The following is a 15,174-nucleotide window of genomic DNA, read 5'->3' as shown; positions in this document are numbered from 1 at the left end:
AATCGTATTAGATTGCAATTTACCGAAAAGAATCAAAGAATGAGGCTTGCAACGTGTTTTTTCTTAATTTTGCCCTGATTAACATGGTAAAAACCAAGATATTGATGAAAAACGTTTCCTTCGCCTTAATTCAGCTATCCTGCAGCACAACTGTTTCAGAAAACTGGCAAAAAACGATTAGCTCCATTCGCGACGCCGCCTCTAAGGGTGCCCAAGTGATTTGCTTGCAAGAATTGTTCAAGTCGGTCTATTTCTGTTACGAAGAAAAGCAGGATTTCTTTGCTTTGGCTGAGGCGATTCCCGGTCCATCGACAGATGAATTAGGTGCTTTGGCAGCCGAATTAAACGTGGTAATCGTCGCCTCTCTTTTCGAAAAACGGGCGGCAGGTCTTTACCATAACACTACTGCGGTCATTGATGCAGACGGGAAATACCTGGGTAAGTATCGTAAAATGCATATTCCAGATGATCCAGGCTACTATGAGAAGTATTATTTCACGCCAGGTGATTTAGGATATCAGGTTTTTGAGACGAAGTTTGCCAAAATAGGGGTGCTCATCTGCTGGGATCAATGGTATCCGGAGGCAGCTCGTTTAACGGCTTTGCAAGGAGCAGAGGTGTTAGTCTATCCAACGGCTATCGGTTGGGATTTAGAAGAGAAAGACGGTGAAATCAACCGCGAACAATACCAAGCTTGGCAAACCATTCAGCGTTCTCACTCTGTTGCTAACGGCGTTCCAGTCGTTTCCGTGAATCGCGTTGGAACCGAAAATGGCCAACAATTTTGGGGAGGAAGTTTTGTCTCTAATGCCTTTGGTCGCGTGATTTTTCAAGCCTCGCACGATCAAGAGGAAATTGCTCTAGTAGAGGTAGACGTCGATTCAAGCGAATACTACCGCAGAACCTGGCCTTTCTTTAGAGATCGCAGGATTGATTCGTATGGTGGGATTACGGAGCGGTTTTTGGACAAATAGCAAAGAGCAAAGTTCAAAGAGCAGAAGTAGTCAAAAAGTCGCCGCAGGCGGCTTAGTCGTCACTTCGTGACTTAGTCAATTATTTAACTTTGAACTTTGGTCTTTGAACTTTGGTCTTTGATCTTTGAAAAATCAGCTCCGCTGATTTTTAATGCGCTTCTAGCCAATTTTCTCCCACGCCAATTCCCGTTTCCATCGCGACACCTAAATCCATCGCTTCGCACATAATCTTATTGATTTGGGTTTTAAGGTAGTCGACTTCGTCTTTGTGTGCGTCGAACACAAGTTCATCATGCACGGTTAAAATCATTTTCGATTTCAGGTTTTCTCTTTCGAGGAAATCCTGGATTTGAATCATCGCCACTTTGATCATATCAGCCGCAGAACCCTGGATAGGGGCGTTGATGGCATTGCGTTCTGCAAAACCACGCTCATTCATATTAGCTGATAAGATATCGCGTAGGTAGCGACGGCGACCCAAAACAGTTTCAACGTAGCCATTTTCACGGGCGTCGGCGATGCTTTGGTCCATAAAGGTCTTCACCTTAGGGAATTCAACGAAGTATTGATCGATAATTTCCTTTGCTTCTGTGCGGGAAATGGCTAATTGTGCCGCTAGTCCAAAGGCCGAAACGCCGTAAATAATCCCAAAGTTCACCGTCTTCGCCTTGCGACGCATGTCCGAAGTAACTTCTTCTAAAGGTACGTGGAACACTTTCGCAGCGGTTGCTTTGTGTACGTCAAGGCCGTTGTTGAACGCATCAAGCATCGATTCGTCCTTGGAGAAGGCTGCCATGATGCGCAATTCGATTTGGGAATAATCGGCGGATAAAATCAGGTGGTTTTCATCGCGTGGGATGAAGGCCTTGCGGATCTCACGACCACGTACGGTACGGATCGGGATGTTTTGTAAGTTTGGATCCTTCGAAGACAGTCGACCAGTTGCGGTAACTGCTTGCATGAAGGACGTGTGGATGCGGCCTGTTTTGGGCGAAATAAGAGCCGGTAGGGCATCCACATAGGTTGATTTCAATTTCTGTAATTCGCGGAAGTCGAGAATTAAAGAGGCAATTTCATGTTCCGCTTCTAATTTAGATAAGACCTCTTCGCCCGTCATGTATTGCCCGGTTTTGGTCTTTTTCGCCTTAGGATCTAGCTTCAGTTTTTCAAACAAAATCTCACCTAATTGCTTAGGGGAGGCGATGTTGAATTCTTGGCCAGCGGTGGCGAATATTTTCTCTTGTACAGCTTTGGAATCCGCTTCCAACGTCTTTGACATTTCCTGAAGGAAAGGTACATCGAGGTTAACTCCTTCACACTCAATAGTAGACAAAACGCGCGCTAGCGGCATTTCTACCTCGTGAAGTAACTGAACGGCTTTCGGATTCGTCGTTAATTGTTTGTCCAGGAATGGCTTTAATTGCAAGGTTATGTCTGCATCTTCTGCCGCATATTCTTTGATCAAGTTTAACTCCACCTCACGCATATTGCCTTGTTTGGCGCCTTTTTTGCCAATCAAATTTTCGATGGACATCGGTTCGTAGCTTAAATAGGCGAGGGCCAAAGCGTCCATCCCGTGGCGTTTCTCTGGTTCGATCAAGTAATGCGCAAGCATCGTGTCGTAAGTGGCACCTTTGATTTCGATGCCATAATTACGCAAAACGCTCATATCATATTTGATATTCTGGGCGATTTTGATGGTCGATTCTTTGGCAAAAATAGCCTTAAATAAATCAGCCTGCGCCTGGCAAGCCTCCGGATCTTCTGGGAATGGCACATAAAAGGCCTCGCCCTTGCGGTAGGAGAAGGACATCCCCACTAAGGCCGCTTCGATGGCCACCAAACTCGTCGTCTCCGTATCAAAACAGAAGGAATCCTGGCGATCCAAAAAGCTAATCAAGGACTTAATCGCGTTCTCGCCTTGCACTAAATGGTATTGGTGCGCAGTATTACTGAGATTGGAATAGCTGGTTGTGCTAACCTCTTCTTCCTCGGTATCAGGAGTTGTAGCGGTGGAAGGAGCCGGTGATCCAAACATATCCATCTGGTTCGCATCCACTTTAGGCGAGGCTTTCACCTTCGCCACAACTGGTTCGTCTTCACCCAAAATTCGCTTACGCAACGTTCTGAATTCTAATTCTTCTAACAAAGGCTCTAACAGCGCGCGGTTAGGAGGCGTTGCTTTTAATTTTTCCTCTTCGTATTCGACAGGTACTTCGAGCATAATACGGGCCAAATGCTTTGACAAAATCCCTTGTTCGCGGAAATTGATCAAGTTTTCTTGCAATTTGCCTTTCAATTGATCGGTATTATCTAGTAAGTTTTCTAAAGAGCCAAATTGCTCGATGAGCTTTTGGGCCGTCTTTTCACCCACCCCTGGAATGCCTGGAATATTATCCACCGCATCACCCATCAAACCCAGCATATCGATCACTTGGTCGACATTAGCGATGTTCCACCTTTGGCAGACCTCCTTTGGCCCTAAAACCTCTACACCCTTGCCCATAAAGGCTGGTTTATACATCTTAATTCGCTCCTCCACTAATTGCCCGTAATCCTTATCTGGAGTCATCATATAAACTTCAATATCCGGATTCGCCCGCACCGCTTTCTTCGCAATGGTCCCAATCACGTCATCCGCCTCGTAGCCATCTAAAATAAGCATTGGAATATCCATTGCTTCTACTAATCTCTTCACATAGGGAATGGCAATCGTAATATCCTCCGGCTGTTCCTGGCGCTGCGCCTTGTAGGGAGTGTATTCGATATGACGAAAGGTAGGTTTAGGTGTGTCAAAAGCAACCCCTAAGTAGTCTGGTTTTTCCTTGTTAATAACCTCTAGAATCGTATTTGCAAAGCCAAAAACGGCGGAAGTATTAATTCCCTTCGATGAAATGCGAGGTGTTTTAGCAAAAGCAAAATGCGCGCGATAAATCAAAGCCATCGCGTCAAAAAGGAATAATTTTTTCATGTAATTCAGCTATATTTGGGGATAGAGATTGCCTTTGTAAAGATAACAAATATCAACGACTTATGAACTTAGCTGACCTGCGCCTAAACTACCAAAAAGGAGAATTGCACGAACAACACGTACATCCCGATCCTTTTGCTCAATTTGCAACTTGGTTTAAAGAAGCACAATCTGCAGAGGTTCCTGAGCCTAACGCCATGTTCTTAAGCACACTAAGTGCTACAGGCCGTCCATCTGGTCGCATCGTTTTATTGAAAACGGTCGATCATGGATTTAGCTTTTTCACAAATTACGAATCCCGTAAAGGCCAAGAATTAGCCTTTACCTCGCAAGCTTCGATTACCTTTTTTTGGGGCGAGTTAGAACGCCAAATCCGCATCGAAGGCCACGTCGAAAAACTCTCTGTTGAATTATCCACCGCGTATTTCCATTCCCGTCCGCGCGAATCGCAATTAGGCGCTTGGGTATCAGAACAAAGTGCCCGCGTAGATTCCCGTGAAGTTTTAGAAAAACGCTATGCTGAATTAGCGGCTGAATACGAAGGCAAAACAATTCCTAAACCAGATCATTGGGGTGGATACAGATTAGTGCCAGATTATTTTGAATTTTGGCAGGGCAGACCATCCCGTTTGCATGACCGCGTGGTGTATGATGCACGGGAAAAAGGGGAGTGGGTGTGTTATCGGGTAGCGCCTTAAAAAGCGGCTATAGACGCTTTTAGAGAGTATAGATAGATAGGAGAGTATAGAGTATAGATAGAAGAGTATAGATAATGGTAAATGGTGAATGGTAAATGGTGGATGTTTAATCGGACTCATTTACTCCGGACTAAATTATCTCTACTCTCTACTCTATAATCTCTACTCTAATATCGTCTTCTCCAACGTCTTCTGACTCTGAAACCCTTCACCATACTTCACCCCAATCTTGTGGCCCATTTCCATCGCTCGCGCTTGGATGAAGTGTAAGAAGTCTGGGCTAGAGATATACGAAGCGGGCTCAGCTGAAGTAGGATCAAAGAATTGACTCTTGAAAGCGCGAATCGCGGCTTCTTTTTGATCCCAATGAGCGGTGATATCAATCACGAAATCTGGCTCTAAATAACGATCTTGAATATAGTGGTAGACTTGTTTGGGTCTCCAGGCAGGAAGGTCGCCGGTTTTGATTTGGCGAAGTCCAGATAAGAAACAGGCATCAATCGCTAATTGTGCCCCTTTTCCGTGGTCTGGATGACGATCCTCTAAGGCATTTGCAAGTACCACTTCTGGTTGGTATTTACGGATGATTTCGATAAGTTTTAACTGGGTTTCTTCATCGTTTCTAAAGAAGCCATCTCGGATACCTAGATTTTCTCGGGCATGAATACCTAAGATTTGAGTAGCATCTGTGGATTCTTGCAAACGTATTTCGGGTGTTCCTCGCGTACCTAATTCACCGCGGGTGAAATCCACGATTCCTACTTTTTTGCCGGCAGTAATGTGCGAAATGATGGTTCCAGCGCAGCTTAATTCAGCGTCATCTGGATGTGCGGCCATCACGAGGATATCTAATTTCATGGCGATTAATGGATGCGAATTCGGCGCCCAGCTCGGATAACCGATGAGCTCTTCATTCCATTTAACTTCTTCAATTTAGCGATCGATACACCGGTACGTCTAGCGATGGCACCTAGGGTGTCACCTTGACGAACTTTGGTCCAGGCCTTTGTTCTCGAACGTACTTTATCTCCTACAGCACCGTATTCGTTTTTCAACGATAGGGAGCGAATGTCAAAAGAGCGAGCCGTTAAAATAATGTGATCAGAAACGGGTTCGAATGGACTGAAGTTATAAACGTTCTTCGGGTTCATCGGATTGCCCTCATAACGCGTCTCAAAGTGCAAGTGTGAACCAGTACTTCGTCCGGTACTACCTCCTACGCCTATCTGATCCCCTGCTTTTACAAGCGTTCCTGGTTCTGCACCAGGAGAGGCTAGGTGAGCGTACAATGTCTCGAATCCATTATAATGTCGGACTAATACATAATTTCCATAACCTGAACGGTCGTAATGACTGACGCGGACAATGCCATCAAATACGGAGAAGACGGGATAACCCGTCTCTAAGTCTAAATCCACACCAGCGTGTAAACGTCCCCAGCGTGGTCCAAATGGACTGGTTTGCTTAACAACTTCTAAGGGTGCTGCCCAATTACGTCCAGCCGCCGTATTGTATAATTCGATGTCGACAGGCTCGTCAAATTCTTTAGCATCTATATCATAGGGATCAATAATTTTTGTATCCCAAATCGCGAAATAAGACGCCACTGACACAAAATCCTCTGTACCTTCTGGTGCAGCCTCTTCTTCGATCTCTACGATCAGATTCTCGCCTTCGTCGATGGACGTGGTATCAAAATTACTGATACTCGCATTGACCATTTTAATGGGCTCGAACTTGCGTTCCTGTAATTCAGAGCCTGCGGTAACCCCTACGGATTCCGTCTCATTTCTGAATTGCAAAGGGGGAAGTTCATCTAGTTCATCCTTCTTCTTGTTCTTTTCTTGGAAAAGCTGGGAATTGGATTTGACTTCGATTTCTGTTTTTTTCTTGAATAAATTCCGCTCTTGTGCCTTCAGACCAAAGCCCGATAGCAGCAGAATACATCCAAAAACATAGGTAATTAACCTCATAAGTCTAAATTAATGTAAGTTGTTCGCGGCTAACCAACGTTCCGCGTCCAATGCCGCCATACAACCGCTACCTGCAGCCGTAATCGCTTGGCGATAAATCGTGTCTTGTACGTCACCGCAAGCGAAAACGCCTTCGATATTCGTACGAGCACTCCCTTTTTCTGTGAGTAAATACTCTTGGGCATCCATCTCTAATTGTCCTTTGAAAATAGACGTATTAGGCTGGTGTCCAATCGCAACGAAGAAACCAGTTAAGGCAATTTCTTCAGTCGCTTTAGTTACATTATTCACGATGCGAATGCCGGTTACCCCGTTTGCATCGCCTAAAATTTCTTCTGTTTCTGAGTTCCAGTGAATTTCAATCTTAGGATTATTCTTCACGCGCTCTTGCATAATCAAGGAAGCACGCATTTCGCCACGACGTACGATTAAGTGAACTTTGGTGCACAAATTCGCTAAATAGCTAGCCTCTTCTGCGGCTGTATCTCCTGCACCTACAACGGCTACTGTTTGGTTACGGTAGAAGAAACCATCACATACGGCACACGCAGAGACACCCAAGCCATTAAATTTCGTTTCTCCTTCTAATCCTAACCATTTCGCACTAGCACCAGTCGCGATAATGACAGCATCCGCTTCGATTTCTATCGATTCATCAATCCAAACTTTCTTAGGAGAGCTAGTGAAATCTACCTTAGTCGCCATTCCGTAACGGACATCTGTACCAAAACGCTTCGCCTGATTCTCTAAATCGCTCATCATTGCCGGGCCATCAATACCATTCGGGTAGCCAGGGAAATTATCAACTTCTGTAGTAGTCGTTAATTGTCCTCCGGGTTGTCCACCTTGGTACATCACTGGATGTAAACCAGCACGTGAGGCATAAATAGCAGCGGTATATCCGGCTGGGCCAGAACCGATAATTAGGCATTTGATTTTTTCTGACATCTGTATTTTTATCGAAAGGGAATGAGCCTACAAAATTCGGGAAATATAGGCAGAAACACAAGCGGTGATTTTTCTTAATAATTCTTACATTTGTTTGTCAACCGAAGCTAAACGAATGAAGCAACTAAATATTTTCCAGAACCTGACTTTTTGGGTTTTATTGTCCATTCTTTTAGGGGTTTTCGTGGGACACTTTACACCTGATTTAGCCTTGTTCAAGGTGATCGAATCGAAGTTTAGCTATAATTTATTGGGAGCTGATTTGAGTTTTGGACCTACGCTGAGCGAAGTTTTCAGTGGTGTCTTTATCAGTTTAGTGAAGCTTTTTATCAACCCTATCATCTTTTTGACGATTTCTTTAGGGATCGTGAATATGGGAAACCTGAAAAAGGTGGGTCGTGTGGGCGGTAAGGCCTTACTCTATTTTGAGGTGGTGACTACGATTGCCCTTTTTATCGGCTTAGCCGTTTCTACGTTTATAGAGCCAGGAATAGGGGTTATCAGAGAAGATATTGCAGGAGGGGATATTTCCAAATACACGCAGAAAGCAGCAGGATTCTCTTGGATGGGTTTTTTGAAGGAGAATTTCACAGTACAGGTTTTGGGTTTTTCTATTTTCTTCGGAATCTTTTTGAATTACGTGAGAGGGAAGGCGAAGATGATTGCGGGGATTCAACAAGCCTCGCATTGGGTGTTTAAAGGCTTGAAGTTAGTGATGTATTTAGCGCCATTGGGTGCGCTGGGCGGGATGGCCTTTACGATAGGGAAGTTTGGAATTCATTCTTTAATTCCTTTAGCAAAACTTATGCTGACGGTCTATGTGACGATGGCGATTTTTGTTTTTGTGGTCTTAGGTTTGATCATGCGTAACTGTGGAGAGCGGATTTGGGCGTTTTTGGGCTATATCAAACACGAACTGTTAGTGGTTTTAGGCACATCCTCTTCTGAGGCTGCCTTACCTTCTTTGATGCATAAATTGGAGAAAATGGGCTGTTCGAAGTCCGTGGTAGGCCTGGTAGTTCCGGCGGGTTATTCGTTTAATCTCGATGGGACAAGTATTTATTTATCGATGGCCACCTTGTTTTTAGCCCAGGTTTATGGCGTACATTTGTCTTGGGAACAGATGCTGACCATTGTGGGCATTTTGATGGTGACCTCTAAAGGAGCCGCCGGCGTGACAGGCAGTGGTTTCGTCGTTTTGGCATCCACCTTAAGTGCCCTGCAAGTGATCCCAGTGGAAGGTCTTGCTTTATTATTAGGAGTGGATCGCTTTATGTCAGAGGCGAGAGCGATTACAAATTTTATTGGGAATGGAGTGGCGACGGTTTGGATAGCGAAGCACGAGGGAGAATTTGAAAAAGAACAATCAACAAATTAATCATATATGTCTATTTCATCCATTTTAAGACAAGATGCGCTTGAGTATCACGCAGGAGGGAAACCTGGAAAAATTGAAGTAAAACCGACGAAATCGACAGCGACTCAGCGCGATTTGTCCTTAGCGTATTCGCCGGGTGTGGCTGAGCCTTGTTTAGAAATTGCAGAAAATGTAGAGAAAGTCTACGATTATACGGCCAAAGGGAACCTAGTAGGCGTTATCTCAAACGGTACTGCCGTTTTAGGTTTAGGTAATATAGGCCCAGAGGCTAGTAAGCCCGTGATGGAGGGGAAAGGTGTTCTTTTCAAAGTTTTCTCTGATATCGATGTATTTGACATTGAATTAGCCGTGACGGATCCAGATGAATTTGTGGATACGGTGGCTCGTTTAGAACCGACTTTTGGCGGGATTAATCTCGAGGATATCAAATCCCCGGAATGCTTCGAAATTGAAGAGAAATTAAAAGCTCGCTTGAAGATTCCCATCATGCACGACGATCAGCATGGGACAGCGATTATTTCGTCTGCGGCGCTGTTAAATGCATTGGAGATCGTAGATAAAAAAATCGAGGAGACAAGGTTTGTAATTTCAGGTGCGGGGGCTGCGGCTATTTCCTGCGTGAAATTATATTTAAAGCTTGGTGCGCGCATCGAGAACTTCTATATCTTCGATAAGGACGGATTAGTATCCGAAGATCGTCCGGATTTGAATCGTTATTTAGCCCCATTAGCGGGTAAGGCAGGTAGAAATACCTCTATGGCCGAGGCAATGAAGGGAGCGGATGTGTTCTTAGGTTTATCGGTAGGAGGAATCTTGAAACCGGAAATGGTGGCGACCATGGCTGCAAATCCCATTGTGTTTGCGATGGCGAATCCTACACCGGAGATTGGATACGAAGAGGCCAAAGCGGTGAGAGAGGATTTGATCATGGCGACGGGACGTTCTGACTTCCCTAACCAAGTGAATAACGTCTTAGGCTTTCCTTTCATCTTTAGAGGAGCCTTGGACGTACGTGCCTCGGAGATTAATGATGAGATGAAATTGGCGGCGGCAAAGGCTTTGGCCTGCCTAGCGAAGAAACCGGTGCCTGATATTGTGAATTTGGCCTATAATGAGAAATCGTTAAGCTTTGGCCCAGAATACATAATTCCTAAACCAGTCGATCCGCGTTTAATCACGACGATCTCGATGGCTGTGGCAAAAGCGGCCATGGAATCCGGCGTTGCTACAAAGCCGATCAAAAACTGGGATGTCTATGAGAATCAACTAGCGAAACGATTAGGCTTAGATAACCAGGTAATGAAGTTCATCTTGAAGCGTGCGAAGTCGAATCCGAAACGGATTGTTTTCGCTGAGGCGGAGAACTTGAAAGTATTGAAGGCCGTTCGTGAGGTATTAGACGAAGGAATCGCTAAGCCGATTCTATTAGGGCGCAAAGCGAATATCGATGCGATCTGCGAAGAGCACCACATTGACTTAGGGGATATCGAAATATTCGACTTCAAACACCCGGATAATGCAGCGCTGTTAGCCGAATTTGCGGAATTATTCTATGAGAAGCGGAAGCGCCGTGGTTTCACGAAGTGGGAGGCAGAAAAGCAGGTGCGCAAGAGTAATTACTTTGCGGCGATGATGTTAGAAACGAATCGAGCTGATGGGGTTATTTCTGGTTTGACCAAAAACTACCCAGACGCTATTCGTCCTGCGTTGCAGATCATCGGTAAGAAGCCCGGGGTGAATAAAGTGGCCGGTATGTACTTGTTGTTAAGTAAGCAGGGACCTTTATTTTTCTCAGATACCACGATCAATTTCCAGCCATCCATTGCAGATATCGTCGAGATTACGGAATTGACTTCAGAGGCAGTAGAACGTTTTAATTTAAAGCCAAAGATGGCGATGCTATCTTACTCGAACTTTGGTTCAGCTGATGGGGACGATGCCCTAAAAATGCGCGCAGCCACGGCTATCCTAAAAGAGAAGCATCCTGATTGGGTAATCGAAGGGGAGATGCAGGCACACTTAGCCTTTGACAAGGAACTGAGACAGCAGAACTATCCCTTTGCTACGCTAGGCAACGATACGGCCAATACGTTAATTTTCCCAAGTCTGTCGTCCGCTAATATTGCCTATAACTTGTTAAAAGAAGCAGCTGATATCGAATATATCGGGCCTATCTTGTTAGGTCTTCGTAAACCGGTACACGTATTGCAATTAGGCGCCTCCGTTCGCGAAATCGTGAATATGGTGGCGATTGCGGTGGTGGAAGCGCAAAGTATTTAATGGTGGATCCAAGCCTGTCTCAACTGTAATTGGGCTGGGCTTGGGTTTTTCATTTCCTTTAATTCGTTTTTCATTGCCGCTAAAAAGGCGATTTTGTCTTTTTTGTCATCCGTACTGCGTAATTCACATCCGACTTTAGATAATAAGCTGGCTAGGGGCAATTCTTCATTTCCACTAACATACTTGCGTAAGAATTTCTCCACCCCTTTTACCTGAGTCGTTTCGAGTATCAAGTCGAATAATGCTTGATCAGCGAAGGATTTTTCTGGACCAAAGCGGGCAGACAAATCACGGATAAGCTGTTGAGTTCCATAGCGTCCTTCTGTTTCACTCCGAAGGTATAAATCAAGGCAAAGGCCAATCAAGGCTCCTTTTTGGTATACATTCCCATATTCTTCTTTGTACTTAGACAAGACTCCTTTACTCATTTTCGTAAAGGGAATCGAGTTATCAAAGTTAAAATTACTCGTTCGGTATTTTTCCGTCATTCGCTCTAAAAACGCCGGTAGCGTAATTAATCCGCCTTGTAACTGCATATGCTGCGCAGCGTATTCCGTCAATCCTTCATATAGCCAAAGATGCTTCGACATCTGGGGGTTTTGGAAATCAAAATGACCAATTTCATCTGAATGTAAGTTCAAGGGAGTCTGTATGTGGAAGAACTCATGCGCACTTACATCGCGAATGATAGGACCCATGACGGAAATGGAATCTTCCGGTAAATAATAAAAAGAAGACTGTGCATGTTCTAGCGCTCCATAACTTCCATTCTTTAGATGGGCTGACATCACCAGTAAAAAGGCATAGTTATTAACTGGAAAACGTCCACCCAAGTAATTTAATTGAGCCCTCAGTAAGGGCTTTAATTGCGTAGCGATTTCGGAGGCTTTGATTTTGTGAGAAGGAGAGTAGACAGCAATGAGAATGTCTGTATTACCGAGGTGAAGGTGCACGGTATCGGCGGCTGCTACTAAGATGGGAGCATCCGTTAATTTTTGATAAGAAGAGGCAACGTATTTGCCGTCTTTTGCGATTAAAGAGGAAGAGGGGATTAAACGGGGCGGAGTTTTCAACTGTAAGGAGACAGGCAATTGCTCGTACCCTTTTGCATAGCCTAATAAAGCATGGGTATTTAAAGCAAACAGGGTATCTGCCTGGAAATTCGTGCCTGCAGGTTCAAAAATATAGGTCCCCTTGATCTCTGGGCTATCCCAGGTGTCATCCACTTCGTAGCTAAGTGAGGAGGCATTTTTAAAGGAGAAGGTATTCGTGTCTTTGCGAACGACTGAAATTACTTTTCCTGAGGCATCGAAGGCTTGTAAATTGCTCACGTAGCGCCCAAAATTATAGATGGCGTAGGTGCCTGGAACCATTTTGGGGAAACAAAACTCCTTAACGCCTTGTGGCAATTTCACCTCTACAAGTAAGCGATCATTTTCCAAGCGATTCAGGTCAATCGAATAGCGGAGGCTGTCTTGTGCATTGACTCCATAAACAAAACACAAGAGGGACAGGAGTTTTTTAAACATTAATTCTTGAAGTTCAGTGCCTCGGTGGGCTGTATTTTAGTAATCAACAGGGTAGGGATGGACATCATGAAACTTACTAACACAATCGTCAGCGCATTGACGATTCCCCAAGTGGCTAGGTCCCATTCAATGGGCACACTGCTCATATAATAACTTTCCGGATCCAAGGGGATCAGGTGGTAGCTCGACTGCAAATAGCAGAACGAAAAGGCAATACCATTTCCGATGAGCAAGCCGCGTACCAAAATAAATAGACCATTCCTCCAGAAAATACGACGGATCTGAGCTGCGGAGGCGCCCATAGATTTTAAGAGTCCTACCATGGGAACACGTTCCATGATTAAAACCCAAAGCGTAGCGATCAGATTAAAGCAGGCCACTACGAAGAGGAGGCTAATGAAGATAACAATATTACGGTCGAGCATCGTCATCCAGTCAAAAAGTGCAGGGTAGATCTCTGTCACTGGTTGTATGCGCCATTCAGGCGGCATGGTTTTAGCCAGCGCATTTGTTTTTGCTTCTAGATTCTCTTTGCTTTTAAAGAAGACCTCATAAGTGCCTAGTGAGTCAGCTGTCCAACCATTCATCTTTTGAACCCAATCCCGATCAGCTAGGACAAATATTTTATCCAATTCCTCCAGTCCCGTCTCATAGATGCCGGCGACTTTCACTTTACGCGGTCTCTCGGGAGCGCTGAGGAAATAGAGAATCAGCGAACCGTTGGTTTTGACCTTTAATTGTTTGGCCAAAGCCTCACTTACAATCACCTCCTGTGGACCATTCAGGCTATTAGAGCCGCTAATGATATTCTTCTGTAATTGCTTCGTCGGAAGATCTTTTCCTATACCCTTTACGACAATTCCGGCTAATCCTTCTTTTCCTACTAAAATCCCAGGTCTCTGCACGTGGGCTTGAATATGATCTACTTCTGGACGTAGGAGCGTTTTAGCTTCCCATGCTTGGTTACGTGTCAAAGGACTTTCAGCTAATGAACGATTACCCGATATCTGAGAAATGCGCGCATCTCCAGAAAAGCTGGTTAATTTGTCCTGAATAGTCGTCTTAAAACCAAAAAGAATCGCAAACGCTACCAAGATAATCGCCGTTCCCACTGCCACCGTCCCGATACCCACATAGGTCACCGTCTTAGAAAAGGAGGTGTCCTGAGTTTTCCGAATACGCCTAGCGACAAAAAGAGGGAAATTCATTAGATTTGATTTTCAATTCTGAACCGCAAAGAAAACACGAATGGGGCGTAAATCAAATAGTATTGTTTTAATGTTCTGCCTTTGGGCATTTACCGGATTGGGTCAAAAAACGCTCATTCCAGGTGCCGCACAATTCCACGCTTACTTGCCAGCCCTAAAAGGAAAACAAGTTGCCTTAGTCGTTAATCATACCTCCGTGGTAGGGAAGACGCATTTAGCCGATACTTTATTGTCACTAGGCGTATCAGTGAAGAAGATTTTTGCTCCAGAACACGGTTTTAGAGGTACGGCAGATGCTGGTGCACACATTGATAATGAGGTCGATCGCAAAACGGGTCTTGCTCTTATTTCTTTGTATGGTAAACATAAGAAACCTACTGCGGAGGATTTGCAAGGGATTGATGTTGTTTTGTTTGATATTCAAGACGTAGGTGCGCGTTTCTATACTTATTCGTCCACTTTGCATTATGTCTTAGAGGCTTGTGCGGAGAATAAGGTGCCTTTGACGGTTTTAGATCGTCCGAACCCGAATGGGCATTATGTCGATGGACCCGTACTCGAAAAGGCGCAGGCCTCTTTCGTGGGTTTGAATCCGATTCCGGTCGTGCACGGCTGTACCTTAGGAGAATTAGCGCGCATGATTAATGGGGAAGGTTGGTTAGTGAATCGTGTCAAAGCCTCCCTGAATGTCATTCCTGTCGCGAATTATACTCACGCATCTCCAGTTCACGTGGCCATTGCTCCCTCGCCTAATTTGCCCAATGACCAATCCATAGCCTTGTATCCATCGCTTTGTTTGTTCGAAGGAACAAATGTGAGCATCGGAAGAGGAACCGATTTACAGTTTCAGGTAGTCGGAACGAATATCGCCGGCCTAGGAGATTATACCTTTACGCCGGTACCAAAGCCAGGTGCGATGGATCCTCCCTTGAAAGATCAGAAGTGTTACGGATATAACCTGTCTAACTTGCGGGCTCGAAATTTAGGCTTCAGTCTGAAATACCTCTTGTATTTCTACAGCAAATCGGGTTTAGGGGAGAAATTCTTTACGTCGCCGTCTTTCTTTGATAAGCTGGCTGGTACGGATCAATTGCGTTTAGCGATCATTGCAGGTAAATCGGAGAAGGATATTCGGGATTCTTGGGAGCCAGGATTAGTGCAATACCGAAAAATGCGCCAAAATTACCTGCTTTATCGTTAGAATTAGGCAAAAAA

At 44.7% G+C, this 15,174-nt stretch carries 11 protein-coding genes; 5 read left to right on the top strand and 6 right to left on the bottom strand.

Going from position 1 to position 15,174, the window contains the following annotated elements; genetic code table 11:
• The first annotated feature begins 104 nt into the window (after positions 1–104).
• Entirely contained in the window at positions 105–974 is an 870-nt protein-coding gene (locus G9X63_RS00550; RefSeq protein WP_252623260.1) for a carbon-nitrogen hydrolase, read from the top strand.
• A 148-nt stretch (positions 975–1,122) separates the two neighbouring features.
• Here G9X63_RS00550 and polA read toward each other — a convergent pair whose 3' ends face one another.
• A complete protein-coding gene (gene polA, locus G9X63_RS00545) occupies positions 1,123–3,945 on the bottom strand; it encodes a DNA polymerase I (protein WP_252623257.1) in 2,823 nt (940 codons plus the stop codon).
• 62 nt (positions 3,946–4,007) lie between these two features.
• On the opposite strand from polA, the gene pdxH reads away from it, so the two are divergent.
• On the top strand, positions 4,008–4,643 hold the full coding sequence (pdxH, locus tag G9X63_RS00540) for a pyridoxamine 5'-phosphate oxidase (RefSeq protein ID WP_252623254.1): 636 nt from the start codon (positions 4,008–4,010) through the stop codon (positions 4,641–4,643).
• A gap of 162 nt (positions 4,644–4,805) precedes the next feature.
• On the opposite strand, the gene bshB1 is transcribed toward pdxH, so the two are convergent.
• Genes bshB1 through trxB form a run of 3 tightly spaced genes read right to left on the bottom strand, consistent with a single transcriptional unit; the run spans position 4,806 to position 7,564 of the window.
• Positions 4,806–5,501 carry a bacillithiol biosynthesis deacetylase BshB1 gene (gene bshB1, locus G9X63_RS00535; protein WP_252623250.1) on the bottom strand — a complete coding sequence of 232 codons (696 nt, stop codon included), beginning with the start codon at positions 5,499–5,501 and terminating at the stop codon, positions 4,806–4,808.
• Between the two features lie 5 nt (positions 5,502–5,506).
• Positions 5,507–6,616 (bottom strand): peptidoglycan DD-metalloendopeptidase family protein, encoded by a 1,110-nt coding sequence (locus tag G9X63_RS00530; RefSeq protein WP_252623247.1) that lies wholly within the window; start codon positions 6,614–6,616, stop codon positions 5,507–5,509.
• 9 nt (positions 6,617–6,625) lie between these two features.
• A complete protein-coding gene (gene trxB, locus G9X63_RS00525; protein ID WP_252623244.1) occupies positions 6,626–7,564 on the bottom strand; it encodes a thioredoxin-disulfide reductase in 939 nt (312 codons plus the stop codon).
• 115 nt (positions 7,565–7,679) lie between these two features.
• Between trxB and G9X63_RS00520 the strand changes: the two genes are divergently transcribed.
• Both G9X63_RS00520 and G9X63_RS00515 read left to right on the top strand, forming a co-directional pair.
• Entirely contained in the window at positions 7,680–8,942 is a 1,263-nt protein-coding gene (locus tag G9X63_RS00520; protein ID WP_252623241.1) for a cation:dicarboxylate symporter family transporter, read from the top strand.
• A 6-nt stretch (positions 8,943–8,948) separates the two neighbouring features.
• The gene (locus tag G9X63_RS00515; protein WP_252623238.1) at positions 8,949–11,222 is read left to right on the top strand and encodes an NADP-dependent malic enzyme; all 2,274 of its coding nucleotides are present in this window, start codon (positions 8,949–8,951) and stop codon (positions 11,220–11,222) included.
• Here the strand turns inward: G9X63_RS00515 and G9X63_RS00510 are convergent.
• Entirely contained in the window at positions 11,219–12,751 is a 1,533-nt protein-coding gene (locus G9X63_RS00510) for a M61 family metallopeptidase (RefSeq protein WP_252623235.1), read from the bottom strand. The genes G9X63_RS00515 and G9X63_RS00510 overlap by 4 nt on opposite strands.
• Complete coding sequence (locus G9X63_RS00505) at positions 12,751–13,959, bottom strand: ABC transporter permease (RefSeq protein WP_252623231.1); 1,209 nt, start codon at positions 13,957–13,959, stop codon at positions 12,751–12,753. Before G9X63_RS00505 ends, G9X63_RS00510 begins: the two co-directional genes overlap by 1 nt.
• 40 nt (positions 13,960–13,999) lie before the next feature.
• Here G9X63_RS00505 and G9X63_RS00500 point away from each other — a divergent pair, with 40 nt between their 5' ends.
• Positions 14,000–15,160: an exo-beta-N-acetylmuramidase NamZ family protein gene (locus tag G9X63_RS00500; RefSeq protein WP_252623228.1), complete on the top strand. Its 1,161-nt coding sequence runs from the start codon at positions 14,000–14,002 to the stop codon at positions 15,158–15,160.
• The last annotated feature ends 14 nt before the right edge of the window (positions 15,161–15,174 follow it).

This window comes from Aquirufa antheringensis (assembly GCF_023921165.1).
Classification (GTDB): Bacteria; Bacteroidota; Bacteroidia; order Cytophagales; family Spirosomataceae; genus Aquirufa; species Aquirufa antheringensis.
Note: the sequence above shows the minus strand (reverse complement) of the source record. Positions and strands in the feature narration are given on the sequence as shown.

Bases quoted from the DNA above. Each gene is read 5' to 3' on its own strand.
- trxB (WP_252623244.1), bottom strand. From the start codon at position 7,564: ATGTCAGAAAAAATCAAATGCCTAATTATCGGTTCTGGCCCAGCCGGA.
- G9X63_RS00530 (WP_252623247.1), bottom strand. From the start codon at position 6,616: ATGAGGTTAATTACCTATGTTTTTGGATGTATTCTGCTGCTATCGGGC.
- G9X63_RS00505 (WP_252623231.1), bottom strand. From the start codon at position 13,959: ATGAATTTCCCTCTTTTTGTCGCTAGGCGTATTCGGAAAACTCAGGAC.
- bshB1 (WP_252623250.1), bottom strand. From the start codon at position 5,501: ATGAAATTAGATATCCTCGTGATGGCCGCACATCCAGATGACGCTGAA.
- G9X63_RS00500 (WP_252623228.1), top strand. From the start codon at position 14,000: ATGGGGCGTAAATCAAATAGTATTGTTTTAATGTTCTGCCTTTGGGCA.
- pdxH (WP_252623254.1), top strand. From the start codon at position 4,008: ATGAACTTAGCTGACCTGCGCCTAAACTACCAAAAAGGAGAATTGCAC.
- G9X63_RS00515 (WP_252623238.1), top strand. From the start codon at position 8,949: ATGTCTATTTCATCCATTTTAAGACAAGATGCGCTTGAGTATCACGCA.
- G9X63_RS00510 (WP_252623235.1), bottom strand. From the start codon at position 12,751: ATGTTTAAAAAACTCCTGTCCCTCTTGTGTTTTGTTTATGGAGTCAAT.
- polA (WP_252623257.1), bottom strand. From the start codon at position 3,945: ATGAAAAAATTATTCCTTTTTGACGCGATGGCTTTGATTTATCGCGCG.
- G9X63_RS00550 (WP_252623260.1), top strand. From the start codon at position 105: ATGAAAAACGTTTCCTTCGCCTTAATTCAGCTATCCTGCAGCACAACT.
- G9X63_RS00520 (WP_252623241.1), top strand. From the start codon at position 7,680: ATGAAGCAACTAAATATTTTCCAGAACCTGACTTTTTGGGTTTTATTG.